The sequence below is a fragment of the Streptomyces sp. NBC_00377 genome (assembly GCF_036075115.1).
Lineage (GTDB): Bacteria > Actinomycetota > Actinomycetes > Streptomycetales > Streptomycetaceae > Streptomyces.
In genome coordinates, this window is sequence record NZ_CP107958.1 from 487,674 (window position 1) to 508,424 (window position 20,751).

20 protein-coding genes and 2 pseudogenes are annotated in these 20,751 nt (G+C 70.0%); 15 read left to right on the forward strand and 7 right to left on the reverse strand.

Features of this window, described 5'->3' with window-relative positions; translation table 11 throughout:
- Positions 1–267 precede the first annotated feature (267 nt).
- A complete protein-coding gene (locus tag OHS71_RS02410) occupies positions 268–930 on the reverse strand; it encodes a hypothetical protein (RefSeq protein ID WP_328476265.1) in 663 nt (220 codons plus the stop codon).
- Positions 931–1,260: 330 nt separating this feature from the next.
- On the opposite strand from OHS71_RS02410, the pseudogene OHS71_RS02415 reads away from it, so the two are divergent.
- The 3 genes and pseudogenes from OHS71_RS02415 to OHS71_RS02425 form a co-directional block, all read left to right on the forward strand.
- Positions 1,261–1,437: pseudogene (locus OHS71_RS02415) on the forward strand (peptidase S12); the annotation flags it as partial.
- A gap of 1,211 nt (positions 1,438–2,648) precedes the next feature.
- The gene (locus OHS71_RS02420) at positions 2,649–4,289 is read left to right on the forward strand and encodes a hypothetical protein (protein WP_328476267.1); all 1,641 of its coding nucleotides are present in this window, start codon (positions 2,649–2,651) and stop codon (positions 4,287–4,289) included.
- A gap of 246 nt (positions 4,290–4,535) precedes the next feature.
- A complete protein-coding gene (locus OHS71_RS02425; RefSeq protein ID WP_328476269.1) occupies positions 4,536–5,099 on the forward strand; it encodes a dihydrofolate reductase family protein in 564 nt (187 codons plus the stop codon).
- Positions 5,100–5,259: 160 nt separating this feature from the next.
- Here OHS71_RS02425 and OHS71_RS02430 read toward each other — a convergent pair whose 3' ends face one another.
- Positions 5,260–6,039: a DUF429 domain-containing protein gene (locus OHS71_RS02430; protein ID WP_328476271.1), complete on the reverse strand. Its 780-nt coding sequence runs from the start codon at positions 6,037–6,039 to the stop codon at positions 5,260–5,262.
- Between the two features lie 360 nt (positions 6,040–6,399).
- Here OHS71_RS02430 and OHS71_RS02435 point away from each other — a divergent pair, with 360 nt between their 5' ends.
- Positions 6,400–7,818: a lamin tail domain-containing protein gene (locus OHS71_RS02435; RefSeq protein ID WP_328476273.1), complete on the forward strand. Its 1,419-nt coding sequence runs from the start codon at positions 6,400–6,402 to the stop codon at positions 7,816–7,818.
- 759 nt (positions 7,819–8,577) lie between these two features.
- A complete protein-coding gene (locus OHS71_RS02440) occupies positions 8,578–10,071 on the forward strand; it encodes an arabinofuranosidase catalytic domain-containing protein (RefSeq protein ID WP_328476275.1) in 1,494 nt (497 codons plus the stop codon).
- Between the two features lie 176 nt (positions 10,072–10,247).
- Here the strand turns inward: OHS71_RS02440 and OHS71_RS02445 are convergent, their stop codons facing one another.
- Positions 10,248–10,700, reverse strand: a complete 453-nt coding sequence (locus OHS71_RS02445; protein WP_328476277.1) for a substrate-binding domain-containing protein — start codon at positions 10,698–10,700, stop codon at positions 10,248–10,250.
- On the opposite strand from OHS71_RS02445, the pseudogene OHS71_RS02450 reads away from it, so the two are divergent.
- Positions 10,615–10,827 (forward strand): annotated as a pseudogene (locus tag OHS71_RS02450) (ATP-binding cassette domain-containing protein); the annotation flags it as partial. The gene OHS71_RS02445 and the pseudogene OHS71_RS02450 sit on opposite strands and share 86 nt — an antisense overlap.
- 293 nt (positions 10,828–11,120) lie before the next feature.
- A complete protein-coding gene (locus OHS71_RS02455) occupies positions 11,121–11,549 on the forward strand; it encodes a VOC family protein (RefSeq protein WP_328476279.1) in 429 nt (142 codons plus the stop codon).
- Between the two features lie 200 nt (positions 11,550–11,749).
- Here the strand turns inward: OHS71_RS02455 and OHS71_RS02460 are convergent, their stop codons facing one another.
- A complete protein-coding gene (locus OHS71_RS02460) occupies positions 11,750–12,085 on the reverse strand; it encodes a hypothetical protein (protein WP_328476281.1) in 336 nt (111 codons plus the stop codon).
- Between the two features lie 286 nt (positions 12,086–12,371).
- Here OHS71_RS02460 and OHS71_RS02465 point away from each other — a divergent pair, with 286 nt between their 5' ends.
- From OHS71_RS02465 to OHS71_RS02485, 5 genes are all read left to right on the forward strand, one after another.
- The gene (locus OHS71_RS02465; protein ID WP_328476283.1) at positions 12,372–12,806 is read left to right on the forward strand and encodes a hypothetical protein; all 435 of its coding nucleotides are present in this window, start codon (positions 12,372–12,374) and stop codon (positions 12,804–12,806) included.
- Positions 12,803–12,955 (forward strand): hypothetical protein, encoded by a 153-nt coding sequence (locus tag OHS71_RS02470; protein ID WP_328476285.1) that lies wholly within the window; start codon positions 12,803–12,805, stop codon positions 12,953–12,955. Before OHS71_RS02465 ends, OHS71_RS02470 begins: the two co-directional genes overlap by 4 nt.
- A gap of 188 nt (positions 12,956–13,143) precedes the next feature.
- On the forward strand, positions 13,144–14,268 hold the full coding sequence (locus OHS71_RS02475) for a PP2C family protein-serine/threonine phosphatase (protein ID WP_328476287.1): 1,125 nt from the start codon (positions 13,144–13,146) through the stop codon (positions 14,266–14,268).
- A gap of 294 nt (positions 14,269–14,562) precedes the next feature.
- Entirely contained in the window at positions 14,563–14,706 is a 144-nt protein-coding gene (locus tag OHS71_RS02480) for a hypothetical protein (protein ID WP_328476289.1), read from the forward strand.
- 300 nt (positions 14,707–15,006) lie between these two features.
- The gene (locus OHS71_RS02485) at positions 15,007–16,377 is read left to right on the forward strand and encodes a M1 family metallopeptidase (RefSeq protein ID WP_443046837.1); all 1,371 of its coding nucleotides are present in this window, start codon (positions 15,007–15,009) and stop codon (positions 16,375–16,377) included.
- Between the two features lie 86 nt (positions 16,378–16,463).
- Here OHS71_RS02485 and OHS71_RS02490 read toward each other — a convergent pair whose 3' ends face one another.
- On the reverse strand, positions 16,464–16,907 hold the full coding sequence (locus OHS71_RS02490; protein WP_328476293.1) for a ribosomal maturation YjgA family protein: 444 nt from the start codon (positions 16,905–16,907) through the stop codon (positions 16,464–16,466).
- Between the two features lie 598 nt (positions 16,908–17,505).
- On the opposite strand from OHS71_RS02490, the gene OHS71_RS02495 reads away from it, so the two are divergent.
- Both OHS71_RS02495 and OHS71_RS02500 read left to right on the forward strand, forming a co-directional pair.
- A complete protein-coding gene (locus tag OHS71_RS02495; RefSeq protein WP_328476295.1) occupies positions 17,506–18,360 on the forward strand; it encodes a metalloregulator ArsR/SmtB family transcription factor in 855 nt (284 codons plus the stop codon).
- On the forward strand, positions 18,357–18,956 hold the full coding sequence (locus tag OHS71_RS02500) for a dihydrofolate reductase family protein (protein WP_328476297.1): 600 nt from the start codon (positions 18,357–18,359) through the stop codon (positions 18,954–18,956). The genes OHS71_RS02495 and OHS71_RS02500 overlap by 4 nt, the downstream gene beginning before the upstream one ends.
- 55 nt (positions 18,957–19,011) lie before the next feature.
- Here the strand turns inward: OHS71_RS02500 and OHS71_RS02505 are convergent, their stop codons facing one another.
- Both OHS71_RS02505 and OHS71_RS02510 read right to left on the reverse strand, forming a co-directional pair.
- Complete coding sequence (locus OHS71_RS02505; protein WP_328476299.1) at positions 19,012–19,254, reverse strand: hypothetical protein; 243 nt, start codon at positions 19,252–19,254, stop codon at positions 19,012–19,014.
- Between the two features lie 171 nt (positions 19,255–19,425).
- Positions 19,426–19,794: a PPOX class F420-dependent oxidoreductase gene (locus OHS71_RS02510; protein WP_328476301.1), complete on the reverse strand. Its 369-nt coding sequence runs from the start codon at positions 19,792–19,794 to the stop codon at positions 19,426–19,428.
- Between the two features lie 204 nt (positions 19,795–19,998).
- Between OHS71_RS02510 and OHS71_RS02515 the strand changes: the two genes are divergently transcribed.
- Positions 19,999–20,646 (forward strand): tetratricopeptide repeat protein, encoded by a 648-nt coding sequence (locus tag OHS71_RS02515; protein WP_328476303.1) that lies wholly within the window; start codon positions 19,999–20,001, stop codon positions 20,644–20,646.
- Positions 20,647–20,751 lie beyond the last annotated feature (105 nt).

Below are 20,751 nucleotides of genomic sequence, written 5' to 3' on the forward strand. Positions count from 1 at the left end.
GAGAAGCCGGGCAGGCAGGACCATGCGGTCAGATCAGGCCAACTGGCCGAGTTGTGCAGGATTCAATCACACCATGCACACCACTTCTCCACATTCCGGGTTGACGTTCGCCGAATCGATACATCGCCACTCTCACGGCAAAAGGCCTGCCCCCAACAGCAGGACGCCCGGCAGGAGGATGCTCGCGTCCTCGCTCCCCCGGACGGCGTGCCCTCTCCCTGCCCGGACGCTGCCCCGCCTCGGCACCACGCGCCCCATGAGCCCACTTCAGCCGAGGTGGAGGGTGCTCAGGGCCGTGGTCCAGTCGGCCACAATGGCCTTCTGCGCGGCGGCGAGAGTGACCTGCCCCTTGCAGACCGCGGTGTGCAGCTTCGTCTCCACCGGGTCCTTCCGGTTGTTCACACCGGTCCCCTTGCGGTGATCGGGATCGGCGGGCTCCACCCACAGGTTCCGGTAGTCATTGGGGTCCCCGCCCAACTGGAGGCTGATCAGGTGGTCGTACTCGGCATCTCCCATCCCCCCGGTGAAACCGTAGGAGGCGGCGTTGAGCCGCTTCTCCTTGCCCGTCACGTACGCGGACGGACGCACCCCGGAGGTATAGCCGCCCTTGCGGCAGATCGTCGACGCCAGATCGGTCTGCGTGACGGCCGGGGAGATCGCTCCGGGGGTGCACCTGGGGTCCTGAAGCGGCTCCCCGTGCTCGTAGCGGTAGTGACAGGATCCTGCGGTCGGCTGCCGCTGCACCGTGTAGTGCTTCTGCGGTCCCGCCCCCACCGCTATCGCCGGCCCCGCACCGGCGGACCCCGAGGCCCCTGTCACCGGATTCTGGGCTCCCGGCGAAGCGGGCGTGCCGAGCGGCACCGATGAACAGCCCGCCAGCAGCAGGCAGGAGAGCAGCACGGGAGGCACGGTACGGCGGACAGGAAGCATGACGGTTCCTCACAGGCAAGCGGCCGGCGGAGCAGATGCTGCCCTACCTCCGCAGGGGCCTGCCGCGCGGGGTGGACACGAGGATGCACGGTCCTCGTTCGGCGGCACAGGGTCAACCCCGGGCGGAGGACTGTCAAGCCACGGCGTGCACCCTCTCGCCCATCGGGTACGGACCGCCGCGCGCACACCGGTTCGGTGGCATCCGCGGCGGCGCGGAGGCGGCGGCCCACCGCCCATGGCCGACCGCGCTGTTTGCAGCAACCGGAAAAGGCGTCGGCGTCCGCGGCCGGTGAGGCTTGGCATGCACTGCCGTCGCCCACCCTTCAGAACGGCCACACCGGCAACTTCCCTGGCTATACGCAACTGATGGCCGCCGACGCCGACGGCAGACGCTCACTGACGTTCTCGATCACGAGCCAGGTCAACGGCGTCGACGATCCCGCGCGGCTCAAGCGGCTGCGCGCCGTCCAGGAGAACTTCGTCTGCGCGCTGCTGCGCGAAAAGTGAGGTGCCCGCCCGCCGGCGCAGGGAAGCGCCGGCGGGCGGGAGTTCTCAGAGCGACTCGGCCCTCAGCGCGCATTCCGCCAAAAGCTATGCGGGGACAAAGCCCGGCCACCACGGAGGAATATTGCCCGGACAGACCGGCGCGGGGCACGAATCGAGGACGCCGATCCAGGCGATAAGTCCCCAGCAGATTCCGGCCGCTGCACAGAATGCAACTGCACAGGCCCCTGCGATGCTTTTCCCACCGAGCATTTTGAGAGTGACGCCCCACTGCGAAGAGAGGGCGCTCCGTGTCAACAGGAAGCAGAAGAACAGAACCGCTCCGTCGGCGGACCCGTTACCGACGTCGCATGAATGCCATATACCCTTGTCGCGTACGTGCTGTCTCCCGCGCGGTCGGCCCATGGTGTTGTGCGCGGACCGGTGTCGCGCAGGCCGCCGGGCTCGCAGGCTCCGGCTGGTCCAGTACATGGCCGGGCCGGACCGAACCGGGCCGGGCCGCCAAGGACGCTCGGACGAGCGGGCAGCGGCGCGGTCCGGAGTGCGGGCTCCAGATCGGCCAGCCTGCGGTAGCCGTCGCAGGCGAAGGACCCGGGGGCCCTGGCCGCCCGCCTTGTCGGTAGACGACTGGGCGTTGCCAGCGGCGTCGCATTGGCGAACATTCGGGACGAATCGGTGCTCGTCTATGGTCACGGCATCCACGACCACCGCTCACCGATCCTCGCCGCGGGAGCACTCTCAAGATCATGTACTGAGCGAACCCCATGGTCAATAGTGACGGGCATCACATTACCGCCCCGCAATCCGCTGCCCCAGCGCACTCGTTGACCCCGCAGCCGTGGGTACAGAACCCCTGCGCGCACCCAAGGTCGCGCGGTCACCACGCGGGTCGTCGCCCCGCCGGGGGCACCTCGAGCCCACGTACCGCAGGTCTCCGAGGGTTCTGCCGCCCCAGCCCGCGCGGCCCCTTCCCCGCGCACGGTTCAGCCGCCTCCTCTTCCTTCAGCATCAGGCTGATGACCCCTCAGGAACCGGGACATCATCGACGTCCAGGGGCCGGGCCGCGGAGGCACGCGGGAGGCCGGGCCACCAGCCGAGGTACAGTACGGCGCGCGCGACGAGAGTGGACAAGTGGCTGGTACCAGCCCCAGCCATGACGCGCCTGCTCAGGTCATAGGGCACGGACACCCGTACCTCTTCCCAGAAACAGCGCCATGTCGATGCCGTCCGCAGTACGAAGCCCCGCCGCGCTCCCGGCGACGCTCCACCATCCCCATCCGGGCGGATCCCGGCTGGAGGGGCGTCGTGTCCCGCTGCTCGCCGTCCTCGCCGTGGTGCCTCTGTACGCGCTGTGGGCGGCGTTCTACGCCACGGGCGGCGGGGACCTGGCCGCGCAGGACGCGTGGGCGGGCTTCTTCGCCAGGAACCCGGGCACCCCGTACGGGTTGTTCTGGTTCGGCGGGGTCCACGTCGCCAACTACAGCGTGCTGTCGCCCCCCTTGATGGCGGTTCTGGGCGGGCGCACGGTCGCCGTGCTGGCCGGGGTCAGCGCCACCTGGCTACTGGGCAAGATCCTTCAGCGCACGCTGACGCGAGCCCCTCTGTGGCCCGCCCTGCTCGGCTCGCTGGGACTCTGGGTGAACGTCGCTCTGGGCCGTACGACATTCGCCCTCGGCTTGGCCTTCGGGCTCGCGGGCCTGCTCGCGCTGGCCGGGCGCCGCCCCCGGCCCGCCCGGCTCGCCGCCGGAGCCCTCGGCACGCTGCTCGCCACCCTGAGCAGCCCGGTGGCCGGCCTGTTCGCGCTGGTCGCGGGCGCCGGCTATCTGCTGGACCGGCAGTACGGCAAGTGCCTCGCTCTCGCCCTCCCGCCGGTCGCCGCCGTCGCCACGACCACGCTGCTCTTTCCCTTCCACGGCGAGCAGCCCATGTCGGCAGCCCGCATGTCCCTGCCCGTGCTCATCTCCACCGCAGTGGTGTGGGTGTGCCCTCGCGCATGGCGGGCGGTACGGGCCGGCGCGGTCCTCTACGGGGCGGGAGTCGTCCTGTGCTGGCTGATACCCAGCCCCATCGGCTCGAACGTCGAACGGCTGGGCGTCCACCTGGCTCCCGCGGTCCTGCTCGCGGGCCTGCTCCACACCCGCGCCGCGCCCCGCCTTCGCACGCAGGTCACGGCGCTGATCCTCACCGTGTCCGTGGTCCATCTCGCCAGGACCCCTGCCGACTGCCTGCGCGGTCCCGATCCCGTCCCTGCGTGGGCCATGCACACCTCCGGACTGCTCCAGGAACTCGACCGGCTCGGCGCGGACCGCGGTCGCCTGGAGGTGCCTGCCGCCGACGATCATCGCGAGGCCGCCCTCTTCGCCCCGGACGTGCAGCTGATGCGCGGCTTCAACCAGCAGCTGGACAAGGTGCGGGGACGGATGTTTTACGAGGGCCGCCCCGACGCGCGGCGCTACCACGCCTGGCTGCGCCACTGGGCCGTCGGCTACGTCGCAGTGCACGACGGCCCACCCGATCGGACCGCCGTACGCGAGGCCGAACTGATCAAGCAGGGACAGGACTGGCTGGAGCCGGTCTGGCACGACCGCTACTGGACGCTCTACCGTGTCCGCGACACCCTCCCGCTCGCCTCCGCCCCGGCCGAGGTGCTGGCCGCCGGCGAGGCGGACGTGACCGTGCGCATGCCGCATGCCGGGACGGCCGTCGTGCGGGTCGTCCACTCGCCCTGGCTACAGGCCGAGGGCGCCTGTGTCAGCGCGGACGGACCCTGGACCCGGCTCACCGTGCCCAAGGCCGGCGTCTACCGGCTGACGTCGAGCTATCTGCGCTCGCCACCCGCGCCGCCCGACTGCTGAACCACCTGGCCTGGAGCGGCCGCTGTCGGGGTGCCGTGCGCCCCCGGCGGCCTCGGCATGCCCGTCAGCTTCTTGACGTAGCGTCATGACGTCCTGACGTGGAAAGCATCAACTGGGTGCGGTGTAGGAGAATGATCGCCCCGGGGAGCTGAATCATCCGCCTTACGAGGGATTCCCGCGAGCCGCGATGAATTGTGTGGCGCCGGACGGTCGTACTGTCGAATCCGTCACCGAGGAGGACTTCCGATGCGCAGCGTGACCTATTCGATGGGCGTCTCGCTTGACGGCTACATCGTCGGGCCGGACGGCGGCTTCGACTGGACGGCGCCCGACAAAGAGGTCTTCCGCTTCTGGATCGACGAGATTCGAGAGGTCGGCGTCCACCTGTTGGGGCGGCGGCTGTACGAGACGATGCTGTACTGGGAGTCCGCCGACCAGGATCCGTCGCTCGACGACGCCATGCTCGAGTGGGCCGCGCTGTGGAAGCCGCTCCCGAAGGTGGTGTTCTCGACGACGCTCTCGGAGGTACAGGGCAGCGCCCGCCTGGCTTCCGGCAGCCCGGCGGAGGAGATCGAACGGTTGCGGGCCGAGCCGGGGGAAGGTGACATTGCGATCGGCGGCGCGACACTCGCCGCCGAGGCGGCCGCGTCGGGTCTGATCGACGAGTACCGGGCCGTTGTCTACCCGGTGCTGGTCGGCGGGGGCGTTCCGTTCTTTCCCCGGCACGAGCGCCGGGTGGACCTCGCGCTCGTCGAGACCCGCACCTTCCGCTCGGGAGTCGTCTACCTCCGCCACCGTGTGACGCGGTAGCCGGGTCGGCCACCTGGGACTGAAGGCCGCTGCGTCCTTAGGGCGGCACCGCTGCGGACGCCCCTCCAGCGGTACCGCCGTGCACGGTCCCCCGCCCGACGACAGGGGCCGCGTTCGGGTCCTGGCGGGTGGGCGTGAGTGCAGACCACCCGCCCTCGTCTCATCCTGCGTGCGTCGAACGCCGCAGGGGAGGCAGGTCCTCGTGGTGCGGCAACAGCGTCAGGGACCCCGGCGCCGGCAGGTGGATCCAGCCCTCGATTCGGGCGTCGTCCACCTCAGTGGCCGCCGGGCGCGCGGTCAGGCCGCGTGCCACCGCGCGCGCCGTCAACGCGCACACCAGCGCGTCGAAGGCGTGCTCGCTCGCGTCGTACGCGCGGGCAGTCGGCGCATCGCATCGCAGCCAGGGCGCGGCGGCGAGAAGGGCGTCCATCTGCCGGGGTCCTTGAAGAAGCTCCCAGCGGTGCCGGGACGCTTTCGGGTAGACCTCGGCGATCGGGCCATGTCCCGCCCGGTCGACGCGAACGCCGCGACGGTGGAGCTCGTCCTCCAGATGAGCCCACCGCGCGACCATGGCGCCGATCCGGTCGAAAGGAGCCGGAAGCGGGGCAGAGACGGGGTGGATCTGTTCGCGCACGATCCGGTCCGTCAACCGGTACCGCAGGTGGTCCTTACGGTAGCGCTCGCTGTCCTGGCCGCGGCCCGGCCACGGGGCCTCGGCGAGATGCGCCCCCACCGCGCGCACGAACTCGGCCGGCCATCCGAACGGCGTGTCGACGCCGGCCTGGTCACCGGGGCGCAGCCCTGTGAGCTCGCTGATCAGCTCGTCATCAGTACACTTGAGCGTGGGAGGCTCGACTGTCGCCAGTCCGTCCGCCCACTCCACCACCGACAGAGCCGTCTTCGAACGGTCAGCCGACAGATCGATCCCCACCGTGCGCATGGCGCCCATGGTGGCAGGTCGCTGAGGTCTCGCGCTGGTGCGGAGTGACGCCCGTTCACGGCCTCGGCTCGGACACCGCAGACCCTGAACGGGCGACTCGTTCACGGCGCCCGCGACAGGGGACCGCTGCTGCCGACCCACGTCGGCCTCGCCGTCTTCGCCGATGACCGGCCCGACCCGACTGCCGACGGCGAACGTCACGGACCCCTCGGCACCACCGCCCCCCAGACGCGCGGTCGGCCCGCGGACACTGAGCTTCCGCCGCCGTTCACAAAGGGTCCGCCTCGCGGAAAGAGCTCCATTCAGGTTGCGAGGGAACGGTCATACCGCCCTGATCATGACAACTCCAGGATGGACCCAGTGACTGCTTCGACCACCCGCCGCCGGCGCAGGGGCCTTGTCCGATTCCTCGTCGCCGGACCGCTGCTGACCGCAGGCGCCCTGACCGCCGTCCCGGCCCATGCGGGGCCCGCCGACGACCTCCGCATCAACGAGGTGGTCACCACCGGCGACGTCAACGACTCGATCGAGCTGTACAACAAGGGAACTGCCACGATCGACGTCTCGGGCTGGATCCTGAAGGACGACGACAACGCACACAGCTACAAGATCGCCTCCGGGACCACCCTCGGCCCTGGGGCCTACCGGGCCTTCGACGTCCACGGCAAGTTCGGCCTGGGGCCCGACGACGACGCCCGTCTCTACACGGCGGACGGCAAGACCCTCGTCGACCACTTCTCCTGGAGCGACCACTCAGCCCCCTCCTGGTCGCGCTGCCCCGACGGCACCGGAACCTTCAGGCAGGCGGCCGTGACCCTCGGAGCCCCCAACAACTGCGGCGCCGGAGGTGGCGGCACGACCCCCGTGGCGTGGCCCGGCAGCAGCACGGCGACGACAGCCGACGCGTCCAACGCTTTCGGTGAGGACCTCAGCGGCCTCTTCCAGGAAGGCGGCGTGATGTGGGGCGCCCAGAACAGCGGCGAGTTGTGGCGGCTGGTCCGCGACGGCTCCGGCGGGTGGAAGCCCGACACCACGAACGGCTGGGGTGCCGGAAAGAAGGTGCACTACCCCAACGGCTCGGGCACCCCTGACGACGAGGGCGTCACCCTCACCGGTTCCGGTTCGACGGCCGGCGTGTACCTGGCCGCCGAACGCGACGGTGACAGCTCGGCCACCAGCCGACTGTCCGTACTGCGCTACGACATCTCAGGCAGCGGCACCGCCCTGACCGCGGCACAGGAGTGGAACCTCACCTCGGACCTGCCCCCGACAGGCTCCAACCTCGGGCTCGAAGGCATCGCCTGGGTACCCGACAACTACCTGACCACCGCCGGGTTCAAGGACGCCTCGACCGGCGCCGCCTACACCCCAGGCGCCTACGGCTCGCACACCGGCGGTGTGTTCTTCCTCGGCGTCGAAGGCACCGGCATGATCTACGGCTACGTTCTTCAGGACTCCGGCGCCTTCACCCGTGTCGCCTCCATGAGCAGCGACATGGGCGGCGTCATGGAACTGCAATGGGAACCGCAGACCTCACACCTGTGGGTCGTCTGCGACGACACGTGCAGCGGTCAACACCGCACCATGCAGGTCAACGCCTCGGGGGCCTTCGCCACCACCGCGGTCTACAACCGCCCCACCGTCATGCCCAACTACAACAACGAGGGCTTCTCCCTGGCCGGCGTCGATGAATGCACCGCCGGCTCCAAGCCGGTGTACTGGGCCGACGACTCCAACGACGGTGGCCATGCCCTCCGCAAGGGCGCCATCACCTGCTGAGCGATGACGCGGGGCCCCGACCCGCACCGGGTCGGAGCCCCGCGTCATGAACCCCGGCACAGTCGTGCTCGGGCCGGATCGTGCCTGCCGGCCACGATCCGCAACCGCGATGCCGCCGGAAAGGCTGTTCGGCGTACGGCGCTTGTCTGCGACCGCACTTGACGCTCAGCAGCGCTGTCCGGCCGCCTGATCGCAGAGGGGCCGAACCAGCTCCCTGCCCGCCCCCTCACACGCCGTCACGTTTCGGACGGAGTTGCCCTGTCCGAGTGGATCCGTCGAGCATTGTTAGCGCACACATCCCCGAAGGGTCAAGGCTCTCCCGACCGACCGGCTCCGGATTCCCCGGCCGCGCGTCAGGTTCACCAAAGGCTGTGATCTGCCGGTTCGTTGGCGGGGCAGCGTCACTCCCGCCCTCACGGACAGGACGGTCAAGGATGGGCATGGTCTTTGTTTCCGCACTCTTGACCGTTCGACCGTGTTGACCCGCTGTTCACGCCAGCGTAAAAAAGGCGGAGTCGCTCGGCCGGTAGATCACCACCGATCGCACGGAAACGGCGCAGACGACAACCTGACAAAGCTCCGACAGAGCCGCCGTCCACCCGACCACCCCCTCGTCGCCGTCACAGCTCGGACGAGTGGCGTCCGATCACCTCGATTGTTAGCGCTCACAATTCGCCTGCTCGGGCAGGCGGACGTCCCCCCTGCTCCCTGCGCGTCCGGCGCCGGGCAGAGAAGAACGCAAGACGGAAGGGGTTCACAGTGACAGTCAGACACCTGAGAGGGATCCGGCTGAGGGTGGTGGGCGCGGTGCTCGCACTGCTCGCCGGTCTCCTGGCCGGCGTCCTCGGTACCGCGGGCACGGCCCAGGCCGCCTCGTCCCTGCCGTGCGACATCTACGCCTCGGCGGGCACGCCCTGTGCCGCCGCCCACAGCACCACGCGAGCGCTCTACGCCGCCTACAACGGCCCGCTCTACCAGGTGAAGCGCGCATCGGACTCCGCCACCGCCGACATCGGCGTACTCAGCGCCGGCGGCTACGCCAACGCGGCGGCGCAGGACTCCTTCTGCTCGGGCACGACCTGTGTCATCACCAAGATCTACGACCAGAGCTCGAACCACAACGACCTGACCATCGAGGGGCCGGGCGGCAACGGCGGCCAGGACGTCGGCGCGATCGCCAACGCGTTGCCGGTCACGGTCGGCGGCCACGCCGCGTACGGCGTCTTCGTCTCCGCGGGCGTCGGCTACCGCGACAACAGCACCACGGGCATCGCCACCGGCAGCTCCCCCGAAGGTGCGTACATGGTGACCAGCGGCCACCACGTGAACAACCGCTGCTGCTTCGACTACGGCAACGCCGAGACGTCCGGCAACGACACCGGCAACGGCCACATGGACGCGATCAACTTCGGTACGGAGTGCTGGTTCTCCTGTTCCGGATCCGGCCCCTGGGTCGAGGCGGACCTGGAGAACGGGCTGTTCTTCGGAGCGAACGGCCCCTACGCGGGAAACACCGGCATCTCCAGCGAGTACGTCACCGCCATGGAGAAGAACAACGGCAAGACGACCTACGCGATCAAGGGCGGCAACTCCCGGTCGGGCGCTCTGAGCACCTTCTACAACGGAGCCCTTCCCAACCTCGGCGGATACACCCCGATGCACCTCGAAGGCGCCATCGTCCTCGGCACCGGCGGTGACAACAGCAACGGCTCGGACGGCTCCTTCTTCGAAGGCGTCATGACCTCCGGCTACCCGACCGACGCCGCCGACAACGCCGTACAGGCGAACATCACCTCCGTCGCGTACACCACCCCGGCCGCGGCCTTCCCCGTCGCCGGCACCGCCTATCGCCTGACCAACCCCAACTCCGGCAAGGTCCTGGATGCAGTCAACTGCGGGACCGCCAACGGGACTTCGGTCGACCTCTGGTCGTCGCTCGGCAACACCTGCCAGCAGTGGAAGTTCGCCGGCGCGGGCAACGGGCACTACACCATCACCAACGTCAACAGCGGCACGGTCCTGGACGACAAGAACTGCGCGCAGTCCAACGGAACGGCCGTCCAGCTGTGGGCCTCTCTCGGCAACAACTGCCAGCAGTGGGACGTCACCAGGGCCGGCACCCACTACACCCTCAGCAACGTCAACACCGGCATGACTCTGGACGTCACGAACTGCGCAACGGCCAACGGCACCGTCGTCCGCCAGTGGCAGCAGCTCGACAACACCTGTCAGCAGTGGGACATCGCCCCCTGACCGCACGACCGCGTCACCGACGGCCCGCCGGACTCTCCACCGGCGGGCCGCCGACCCTCGGCATCGCGCCCCCGGACGAAGACGCCGGATCCCGCCGCGCTGCGGAACCACGGGCGAGGGCAGCGGACCGCCTACGCCCGCTGACCCGCCCTCGACGCGAGCGAGAAGCCCACTGTTCAGCGGATGCGCACGACCGTCACCGCGCCACCGCCCTGATCCGGCCGGGAACCCGCCGCCCCGTCCCCGCGCACAGCACCAGCCGCCGGCCGGTCAAGGGGCCCCGGCCGGTCAGGCCGAGCGCCGGACACGGACCTGGAGCGGCTCCGCGATGCGGACATCGGTCGCTTCCTTTCCGTCCAGCGCGTCGACGATGCGGCGATCACGTCGATGTCGCGGACGACCGTGGTCAGCGGCGGCTGGGCCGTCGCCGCGCCGGGGATGTCGTCGACGCCGATCACGGCGAGATCATCGGGGGCGCGCAGTCCGAGGGACCGCGGGGCGACCAGCACGGCCAGGGCGATGTCGTCGTTGAAGTTCCATGACCTGCTGCCTCGCGTGGGCGTGCCCGAGGACGCGGCCGACCGGTATCCGGCCCAGTTCGGCGGAGGCCAACGCCAGCGCATCGTCATCGCCCGAGCGGTCGCCGGCCAACCGAAACTCATCGTCTGCGACGAACCGACCAGCGCCCTGGACGTCACCACCCAGGCCGGCGCGCTGGAACTCCTCGCCGAACTCCAGCAGTCGCTCGGGTGCGCAGGTTGGGTCAGCCGCGGCCCCTCAACCCGACACCGGCCCCACGGCAACGGCTACGCCGCCGGAAGCCTCCGACACCGGGGAGCGGCGTTGCCCGGCCCATGACGGGCGACTAAGGTCGGTCGGGTGACTGCCGGGTCGGCCATGGGCCATTCACGAGTGGGGTTCCCGGCCTCGGCGTGAGCGCGAGGCGGGCCAGAAGCCCGCCCCTTTCTCCTTGTCTTTGCTGCGGCGCCCGCGTGTGGCGCCCCCATCCACGTGACCACGTGATCCAAAGACCGGGAGACACACCACCAATGTCATACGCCCATCATCACCCGCAGGAACCCGGGCTGTCGGCGACCGCCGTGCAGTTGAACCACACCGCTGTCTACGCCGCCGACCGGCACCTGTCGGCCGAGTTCATCGCCGCGATTCTGGGGCTGGAGGTCGGTGCGCCGTTCGGGCCGTTCCTGCCTGTCGACCTCGGCAACGGCGTGACCCTCGACTACTACGAGAAGCGGCACGAGCCGATCCAGTCGCAGCACTACGCGTTCCTCGTACCCGACGCGCAGTTCGACGCCATGATCGCCCGTCTCGAGGCGGTCGGTGTCACGTACTACGCCGACCCCGGCCATACCGAACCCGCCCGGATCAACCGCTTGTTCGGCGGACGCGGCGCGTACTTCGAGGACCCGGACGGCCACAACATGGAGATCATGACCCGGCCCTACCTCCGCCCCTAGCCCTCCGCCCGGCGACGGTGGACGCTGCCGCAGACGGGCAGCGACCACCTGCCGACCGGCGGCGTCCGGCCCGGCCGGCCCTCCTCGCCGGACGGTTCGCTCCGCCCGTCCGAGGCGAGGGAGCGGGCCGCCCGGCGGCGAGGGGATCTGTCCCGATTGCTACTTCGCCACCCGCCGCACCGCCGGAGCGGCGGGCCGAGTCACTCCGGGTGGTTCGTCGCCTCCCGCTGGAGCTGCACCGCGGCCAGCAGGCTCAGCTTCGGCTCCGCCTCACGCAGTGCCTTCACCGCCGCGACCGAGGTGATGTCCCCCCGGAAGCCGACCGCGGCGAGACGCGAGCGGACCCAGCGGGCGCGCACCTGTGTCTCTGCTGCCGCGGCGGTGGATTCCACGAGCGTGACGGCGCGTTCCAGTCCCGTCCGCTCCTCGGGCTCCGCCTCGGCGAGCGCCTGGCGCAGTGCCGCGGCGACCACGTCCGCGTCCCGGATCGTCACCACGAAGTTGTGCTTCTTGTTCAGCCCCGCGAATACCGTCATTGCATCATCCTGACCATCAGCTTTCCTCCGTGCCAAGGAACTTGAGGAGCCTCAGAGGATCGGGCCGGGCCGGGGCGCACCGTTCGGGTCGGCGGCCGCGCACGACCCACCTGGCCGTCGTTGCATCAGGATGGCGGCTGCTGAGAAGTCGGAGCAGACTGGCCTCGTCCCCGGACACAACCGCGTGGCGTCGACGGGCGCGCCCGAGGGACGGGAATCGGACCGGTTCGCGTTCACCGTGGACGTGCTCGGTCGCGGGGGATGCCTCGGCGGGGAGGGAGGACCGATGACGGAATCCGGCCTGTTCGAGCTCGAAACCGTTGTGGTGGGGCAGCCGAAGCGTTCACGGTGGCGCAGTTACAAGGGCCCCTGGCTGACCGTGTCCACCGTGGAGGGGGCCCTGCTCGCCCAGGTCACGCACACGGACGACACGCGGTTTCTCCTCACGAGAACGTCCGGTGAGTTGATCACCGAGATCGCGAGGCATGCCGGATTCGCACAGTTCGGATCAGTGCGGTTCCGCTTCACCGACCCCGCGGACCGGGAGGTGGGGAGCGCCGTCGCCCGTGGACTCGTCAAGACCCGACAGCTGAGCATCCAGACGGAGCGGGGACGCCGGCTCTTTCTCACTCGGCTGGGTCACCTGTCCGACGAGTGGTGCCTGACGGAGACCGATCCGGAACAGAGTCCGGCGCCGGAAGTTCTCGGCCGGTCACGGTGAGCAGCGTCGACGCCTGGCTCGGGCTCCAGCGGTACGTTCTCGAAATGGCCCCCGGCCTGGATGCCGGCGAACGGCGGACCGTCGTCGTCTCTACCGTCTGTCTGCATCTGCTCCGCCGGCCTCCCGGCGACAGCGCCTCGCCCGCATGAGAGGGCCCCGGTGCAGCGCCCGGGTTTCGGCCCGGCTCGTGCTGATCTCCGTGGTTCCCGAAGGGAGGCGACAGGAGCTTCTCCGCGCCCACGGCAGACGACAGCACGTCCGCTCTGTGCCCGGAGGCCGCTGATGGGCGAGTGGCGGACCCATTCGCCACCCGCTTCATCCCGATAGGATCCCTATTGTGAAGAAGTCAGTACGGCTCCGGCACCGCCACCGTCCCGATGAGGGTCAGCGGCAGGCCGTACGGCTGTCACCGGTGCTGGTCGCCGTCCTCATCGCAGGCCTCGCGTTCGCCACCCCGAGAGAGATCGCCTTCAGCCGCCTGCTGCCCGCGGCCCCCGCTCTGGCGGCCGCGGTATGGCCCGTGCTCCCGACGATCCTGCTGGGGGCGTTCTGCTTTCTGGCCATGATCGGCATCAGCTTCGTCCACTCGGATCTGGGAACGCCGTACACGGCCGCCGCGATCGCTGCGGTCACCTTCGCGGCCGCGTATGCGAGCCATCTCCGGCTCCAGCGTGAGGAGACGCTCTTCCAGGTGAGGCTCGTCGCCGACGCGGCACAGACGGTACTGCTCCGTCCTCTGCCGCAACGAATGCAAAGCGTCGAGATCGAGTCGCTGTACCGGGCGGCCCAGGAGCAGGCCCGCATCGGAGGCGACTTCTACGAGGCCGCCGACACGCCGTACGGCGTCCGGCTGCTCATCGGCGACGTACGCGGCAAAGGTCTGTCGGCGGTGGGGGCGGCCGCGGCGGTGATCAACTGTTTCAGGGAGAACGCATACGACCAGCCCGACCTGACGGGCCTGATCCACCGCATGCAGATCACCATGACCCGCTACAGCGCGGCGATCCCCGCCGAAGACCAGCAGGAGCACTTCGCCACCGCTGTGATCACCGAGATCCCCTACGGCACCGGGCACGTCAAGGTCCTGAACTGCGGGCACCCACCCCCGGTGTTCGTACGGAGCGGCGAGATCCACGTCCTCGAGCCCACCCGCCCCTCCACACCGCTCAATCTCGCTGCGCTCCTCGGGGACGACTACCACGTCGACACCGTCGCCTTCGTCCCCGGAGATCAGATGCTGCTCTACACCGACGGTGTGACGGAGACCCGCGACCGTAGCGGCACGTTCTTCCCGCTGCCCGACTGGATGCGCGGGCACCGCACGGCTTCGCCCCGTGAGCTGCTGACCCAGCTTCACAGGGACCTGCTCCGCTACGCCGGCGGAAGACTCGATGACGACATCGCGGCCCTCGCCGTGCGCCGCCGCCACATGTCGGCTCAGAAGCACCAGGGTCCTCCCTGACCAGATCCTGTCATTGCCACGGCTCGGATCCGGTCGTAGCCGGTTACGCACGGCTCCCCGCACGGGATCCGCCCGTGCCGGACGGGGCGGTGGAGGCCGGGTACGACGACGCGCCGGCCCTGCTGTGGCGGCGGCCGGCTCAGCCGCCGCCGCGAGAGGCCGCTGCGCGCCGGCCGAGCGGCTGGTGGTGGTGCGACAGCGCTCGGAGCGGGGCGACGTCACGGCTTCACCGACTTCCTGGAGGTGGACGCCGACGAGGCCGCATGGGAGCCCCCTCTGCGACAACTCCCCAGCGTGGGACGTGAGATGCGCTGGTTCTCGGGCGAGGACGTCCTTGTCCGTGAATTCGACGGCTTCTGCCTGAACGTCCGGGCCCGCACGGAGGAGGCACTGGAACGACTGAGGGATGCGGTGCCGGGAGACTGGCTGGTGGGCTGAGCACCCGGGGGCGTGGCCGGCGGGGCACGGTCCCGGCCCGGACGCTGCGTGGCCGATCGCCGCCAGAGCATCAGCGAGCGCTGCCCGTCGGGTGCGGCTCCTCCTCGCGCAGTCGACGCCCGCGTCCTGGGTGACCGCCCGATTTGGCTTCCGCCTTCTCGTCGCGGCCGTGCGGTGCCGTCTCGGGGGCCGCGCTGTTCGCCACGACGTTCTCCGAGCCGGGTGGCTACAAGTCGGCTCCACAGCCGACGTGTTGTGACAGTATCGGCTGGCATGTCGCCGTCAACCTCATGGGCGCCCGTGTCCGGTCGTCGTCTGTTCGTGGTGCTCCTCGTGCTGTTCCTGCTGGCGTTCGGCGCCGCCGTGAGCGATGCCGACGCTGTGACCGGGCAGGGGGTGACCGAGGCTGCGGCGACGCCTGATCGCGCACGCTACGACGTCTCCTTGCGCTCCGACGCCGACGGCGGCCGCTGGAGCGGCCGACAGCGAATCACCTTCCGCAATGCCTCGCATCGGCCTCTGCGTGAGGTGTTCCTGCGGCTGTGGGGCAACGGCGAGGACGAGTGCGGCACGCCCGGCGCCCCCTCCCCCGTCCTCGTGTCGAACATCGGCGGTGGCACACGAGGGCCTCTCCTCGTGCGGTGCACGGCCCTGCGTATCGACCTGCCGAAGCCGCTGGCGCACGGCGAGCGGACATCCATCGCCTTCGACGTCTCCATCACCGTGCCCGACCGCAATGCCCGCTTCGGCCGCGAGGGCGCCTACCGCTTCCTCGGCAACGCGCTGCCGGTGCTCGCCGTGCACGACGCGAAGGGCCCGCACCTGGACCCCTACGTGGCGCTCGGCGAGAGCTTCTACGCCCTGACCAGCGACTTCCGGGTCCGACTCGACCATCCGTCAGCTCTGAAGGTGCCCGCCACCGGTCATACCCGCACCTTGCCCGGCCGTCCCGGCCGCTCCGTCACCGTCAGCGTCGCCGACCGGGTGCGGGACTTCGCGTGGGCCGCGGGTCCGTTCCGCACGGCGACGCAGACCACGCCCGACGGCGTGCGCGTGAAGTCGTACTGGGCGCCCGACGTCCCTGCCGTGGGCGTGAGCCTGACCCGCACGGACGCCGTCGCCGCGATCGACCGCTTCGGCCGGGAGTTCGGCCGCTATCCGTACGGCGAGATCGACCTCGTGATGACCAGCCAGTTCGGCGGCGGCATGGAGTACCCCGGTCTCGTCCTCCTCGGCACCACCGAGGAAGGCAGCGCCGTCGTCCACGAGGTGGCGCACCAGTGGTGGTACGGCATCGTCGGCAACGACGAGTACGCCTCTCCATGGCTGGACGAGAGCTTCGCGCAGTACGCCAACGCCCGCTTCTACGGCTGGGAGACCCGTGAGTGCTGGTCGGACGTCTACTGGCCCGACGACAGCACCGCGCTCACGTCCTCGATGGCCTACTGGTCGCAGCACCGCGGCGAGTACCACCTCGTCTACACGGCCGGACCCTGTGCTCTGGCGGACCTGGAGCGCACCCTCGGCGCCGACGCCATGGCACGACTGCTCAAGCGGTACGCCAGGGACCACTGGTACGGCGTCTCCACCACCGCCGACTTCAAGAAGGCCGCACAGGCCATGACGCGCGACGACCTCGGCCCCTTCTGGGAAGCCCATCGCATTCGCTGACGGTGCGCGCGGGGCGGGAGCGGAGCCCGATCGCGATGCCGGGCCGTGCCGCCCCGGCCCGGGCTCACGGCGGAAGCTGTTCCGCCTCAACCGTGCCCGGTTCCGGTCTCACGGCGTGCGGAGAAGGAACGCATCGCGGTGTGGATGACCCAGCCCGAGGCGGCGCCGACCACGTACCAGAACAGGTCGGGTGCGTTGAACGTGGAACCGAGCACGAACCGAGCAACGGTGCTGCGCTGCGCGAGTTCAGCGGGCACCTCGCTGAGCTGTAGAAACTCGACCGCCCAACTGGCGGTCAAGGTGCCGGCGGCCGCCGTCAGTGGCGTGACTCGTGGCGCCACCAGAACGACGAGGGTGAAGAGCAGGAGGGTGTACAGCGCGTCCCCGCCGTATTTGGCGGCCACGCTCCCTGCCGCCGCGGACCTGAGACCCAGCCCCGCACCGACGGTGAGGATCGCGGCACCGGCTGCCGCCAGACGCGTGCGTATCGGATCGGCGGCGCTGTCATGGGTTTCCGAGATGCGAGCCACGAGGTCATACTGCCGGACGGCGCATGCCTGAAGTGGGGTAGCCCGCAGGCCGCGTGCAGGGTTCAGGGTGCAGGAGCCGATCCGCAGGTTCCGGTGCCTGCCCTCCCAGCCGACTCCCGGGTACGCGACGGCGCGCGGGGCGCCTCGGGCGCCGACGGCTCGGACCGGCAGCAGGTCTTGCGCCATGCGCACGCCCGTCCGGGGCCGGCGGTCGGCGGCGTGATCGCGCGATTCCGGGCACCCGCGAACCGCTCGCCTCCCCCTTCCCGCCTCCCGCCTCCCGCCTCCCGAAAGGGGCATGCCCCAGCGGCCGCTTCGTGGCGCGGGTGGAGATCTTCTCGGGAAAATCCGGGTGACCCCGGCTTCGGCGAGTGCTCATGAAACATGATCGCCGCAGGTGGACCGCCGGGCGGCCGCCTGTTTCACGAGCGACCGCCTGTGAATCGCCGTTCGTTACTCAACTCGGGGTCGGGGCCTGCTGGTCACCGCGGCCCGGGGTGCCGTTCCGTGACGGCCGGGAAACCTTCCGGTTGGGCCCGCTCCGACCGTGCGACATATTCTTTGACACGAATATTCCTGATGGTGAATACTCGTCCTCATGGACGCACTCCTTACCGCACTGGCCGACCCGGCCCGCTGGCGGCTCGTGAGCCTGCTCGCCGAGCGGCCCCGTCCGGTCGGTGTCCTCGCCGAGCTCGCCGGGGCTCGCCAGCCGCAGACGACCAAGCACCTGCAAACCCTTGAGCGCACCGGCGTCGTCACTTCCCAGCGCACCGGCCAGCGCCGCATCTACGCGCTGCGGCCCGGTCCCCTGCGGGAGCTTGCGGCTGTGCTCGGCCGGCTCGCCGACACCGCGGAGCAGGCCGGGGGCCCGGGCGAGACCTACGACCGCTACGGGGCCAGCCTCCACGCGGAGCGGCTCGCCGCGGAGGAGCCGGGGTGGGCCGACGGCCGTTCGTTCAGCTTCCGCCGGTCACTGACGGGGCACCCCGAGCTGGTGTGGCGCCACTTGACCGAACCTTCTCTGCTCGCCCGATGGTGGACGCCCCACGACCTCCGCGTATCTGAGCTCGTCTTCGAGGCGCGAGAAGGCGGGCGGATCGTCCAGGAGTACCGCGATGTCGAGGACGCCGACGCCTCCGGCCTGGTCGCTGGGCGCGCGGAGGGAGTCGTCGACGACGTCCGCCCTGGTGAGCGCCTCGCCTACCGGCTCTCCCCACTGCTTCCCGACGGCGGCCTCGCCTTCACCGCCCACGTCGCCCTCGACCTGCGGCCCACCGGGACCGGCACGGACCTCGACGTCCACTGGCGGATCACCGACAGCACCGTCGACTCCGCTGACTTCATCGCAGGCATCGAGATCGGCTTCGGCCAGAGCCTGGACAAGCTCGAAGCGACCCTCGCCGCGGACCCGCACGACACCGACAGCACCGACACAAGGAGCACGCAATGACTGTCTCGACCGGACGCAGGGTGACCGCGAACCTGTGCCTCTCCCTCGACGGGCGTTACCACGGCCCTGGGGGGCCCGGCGACTTCGGCATGTTCGTGCCGTATGTGACCTCCGAGGTCGCGCGGGGCCAACTCACCCGCATCTGGGAGGGCGCGACGACGGCGCTGCTCGGCCGGATCAACGCCGAGGGATTCCTGGGCTACTGGCCGATGGTCGCCGAGGACGAGAACGCCGATCCGCGCGACCGCGGATACGCAAAGTGGCTGGTGGACACGGAAAAGGTGGTCCTCTCGACCACCCTGACCGAAGCTCCGTGGGAACACACCCGCGTGGTAAACGCCCCAGCCGCCGACGTCGTTGCCGAACTCAAGGCCACCGGCGAGGGCGACATCCTCGTCAACAGCTGCCCGAGTGTCATCAAGCCGCTCCTTGCGGCAGATCTGCTCGACCGGCTGTACCTCATGATCCTTCCCGAGATTGCCGGAGACGGGCAGCGACTGTTCGACGACGGCCTGCCGGCGTCGAAGTGGAAGCTCACCCACCAGGAGACCGGCGAGCTGGGCGAGGTCGCCGTGGTCTACGACCGAGTCCGCTGAGCCGGCCGATCAGCGCACTCGGCCGGCGAGGCGCTCCCGGCACGCAGGCCGGTGATCACGCCGCCTGGCCGTAGCCGCTCGGGCCGGGCGGGCCATCGCCGCGCAGCGGACTGAAGTCGACGTTCAGGTGCGGGTCGTACGCCTCGGGCTGAAGATCGAGTTCATGGGTGGAGTACTCGCCGAAGCGGCGGATGTGCTCGGTCAGGTATGGGGAGATGTGGGCCAGGTCCTCGGAATCGACGATTCTGGCCCTCCTCCTGAAGCTGCCGGACGACCTCCGCGATATCCCCTGCGTCATGGAAGATGACCACGTTGGCCGACAAAGCGTCGAACTACTGCTTCAGCTTGTCGTGAAGTCGACGACGGTGTCCGGGGTCGCGTCCAGCTTCGGGAAGCACCCCATGCGCCGGTACGACTTCAGCGCAGGCAGCTGGGCCAGCACGTGCTCATCGCGGTCGGTACAAAGGGACTAACCCTCGAGCCCCCAGCTGTGGATCCGCCTCGGGTGTACGCGGATCACCTCCTCGCTGAAGTGAGGGCCCAACTCGTGCGGGCCGACGAGAAGTTCGGCCTCTCCCCGGATGTCCACACCGCGCACCGTCCAGGGCCGCAGACTCACGATGTCGTCCACGACGAGGGCGACCTTCGGGTTCTTGCGGAGGTTGCGCCACTTCTTCGTCCGGCCCATCGCGAACCCGCCGATCAGGATCGTGCCGTCCTCCTGGAGGAAGAAGCCCACGGGATTGGCCTGCGGCTGTGCCGACGGGTCGACCGTCGCCAGGCGCCCCAGCCGCTGTGTCACCAGGTACGCGCGTTCGGCCGCGCTGAATTCAGTCATACCAGCAGCGAACCATGTCCCCCGCCACGCGCACATGGGATCAGCGGCCCAGGTCCCAGGACCGAGCCCGAGTTCCTGGAAGCGTGCGCGGGCCGCGTCGGTGTGGGGGGGGAGCTCTTGGAGGCCACCCCGGAAATCTCCGGGTGCCGCCGGGTGCGCGGAGATAGCCTCAGCACGCCAATCGTCCAACGGGGAGGGCCGGGCATGCCGGAGCAGGACTGGATCGCACGTGCGGGAGAGTTGTTCGAGTCGGCGATGTTCGGTGGGGACGCGTCCGCACTGGAGCGGTCCGACGACGTGCTGGACGCGATCGAGGCACCGCTGTCCATGGCGCGGGGAAAGGTGATGCACGTCCGCTTCCTCAACGAGCGCGAAGCGGACAGCCAGGAACTGGTGCTGTTCGAGCGCGCAGCCGAGTTGTACCGGCGTACGGGGGACACGTCGGGCGAGGCGGACGCGTTGTTCTGGGTCGGGTGCTGGCATCAGGTGGTGCGGGGCGACGGCGCCGCCGGCATGCCCTACTTCGAGCGGTCGTACGCGCTGGCGAAGTCGGTCGACGACCGGATGACGATGTCCTACGCGGTGCGTCATCTCGGTTTTGCCAGGAGGGACGCAGGCCGGTTCGATGAGGCACGCGAGCACTTGACCGAGTCGGTGAGGCTGCGCCGGGAGATCGGCTTCAAGCCCGGCGAAGCGGCCGGTCTGGTGGCGCTGGCCTACCTCTCGGCGGAGACCGGCGACCGGTCGGCGGCGCTCGCCCACCTCGACGAGGCCGAGTCGGTCGCCGAGGAGTGCGGCGCCAAGGCCGTCTCGGAGTGGATCGCGCAAGCGCGAACGCAGATCCGCGCCTGAGGGCCGCGGGCGCGTACGGGTCGCTGCCGCTCGGTGCGGAGTCCGACCCGCACGGTCGCCTCGTAGGGGACGGCATGCGTGTCGTCTGCTTCGAGGCCACGGCCG

Coding starts and splice junctions, on each gene's coding strand:
- OHS71_RS02510 (WP_328476301.1), bottom strand. CDS start 19,794: ATGACTGAATTCAGCGCGGCCGAACGCGCGTACCTGGTGACACAGCGG.
- OHS71_RS02410 (WP_328476265.1), bottom strand. CDS start 930: ATGCTTCCTGTCCGCCGTACCGTGCCTCCCGTGCTGCTCTCCTGCCTG.
- OHS71_RS02445 (WP_328476277.1), bottom strand. CDS start 10,700: ATGACGATGCGCTGGCGTTGGCCTCCGCCGAACTGGGCCGGATACCGG.
- OHS71_RS02505 (WP_328476299.1), bottom strand. CDS start 19,254: ATGACGCAGGGGATATCGCGGAGGTCGTCCGGCAGCTTCAGGAGGAGG.
- OHS71_RS02495 (WP_328476295.1), top strand. CDS start 17,506: ATGGACGCACTCCTTACCGCACTGGCCGACCCGGCCCGCTGGCGGCTC.
- OHS71_RS02455 (WP_328476279.1), top strand. CDS start 11,121: ATGTCATACGCCCATCATCACCCGCAGGAACCCGGGCTGTCGGCGACC.
- OHS71_RS02465 (WP_328476283.1), top strand. CDS start 12,372: ATGACGGAATCCGGCCTGTTCGAGCTCGAAACCGTTGTGGTGGGGCAG.
- OHS71_RS02430 (WP_328476271.1), bottom strand. CDS start 6,039: ATGCGCACGGTGGGGATCGATCTGTCGGCTGACCGTTCGAAGACGGCT.
- OHS71_RS02500 (WP_328476297.1), top strand. CDS start 18,357: ATGACTGTCTCGACCGGACGCAGGGTGACCGCGAACCTGTGCCTCTCC.
- OHS71_RS02460 (WP_328476281.1), bottom strand. CDS start 12,085: ATGACGGTATTCGCGGGGCTGAACAAGAAGCACAACTTCGTGGTGACG.
- OHS71_RS02515 (WP_328476303.1), top strand. CDS start 19,999: ATGCCGGAGCAGGACTGGATCGCACGTGCGGGAGAGTTGTTCGAGTCG.
- OHS71_RS02425 (WP_328476269.1), top strand. CDS start 4,536: ATGCGCAGCGTGACCTATTCGATGGGCGTCTCGCTTGACGGCTACATC.
- OHS71_RS02420 (WP_328476267.1), top strand. CDS start 2,649: ATGTCGATGCCGTCCGCAGTACGAAGCCCCGCCGCGCTCCCGGCGACG.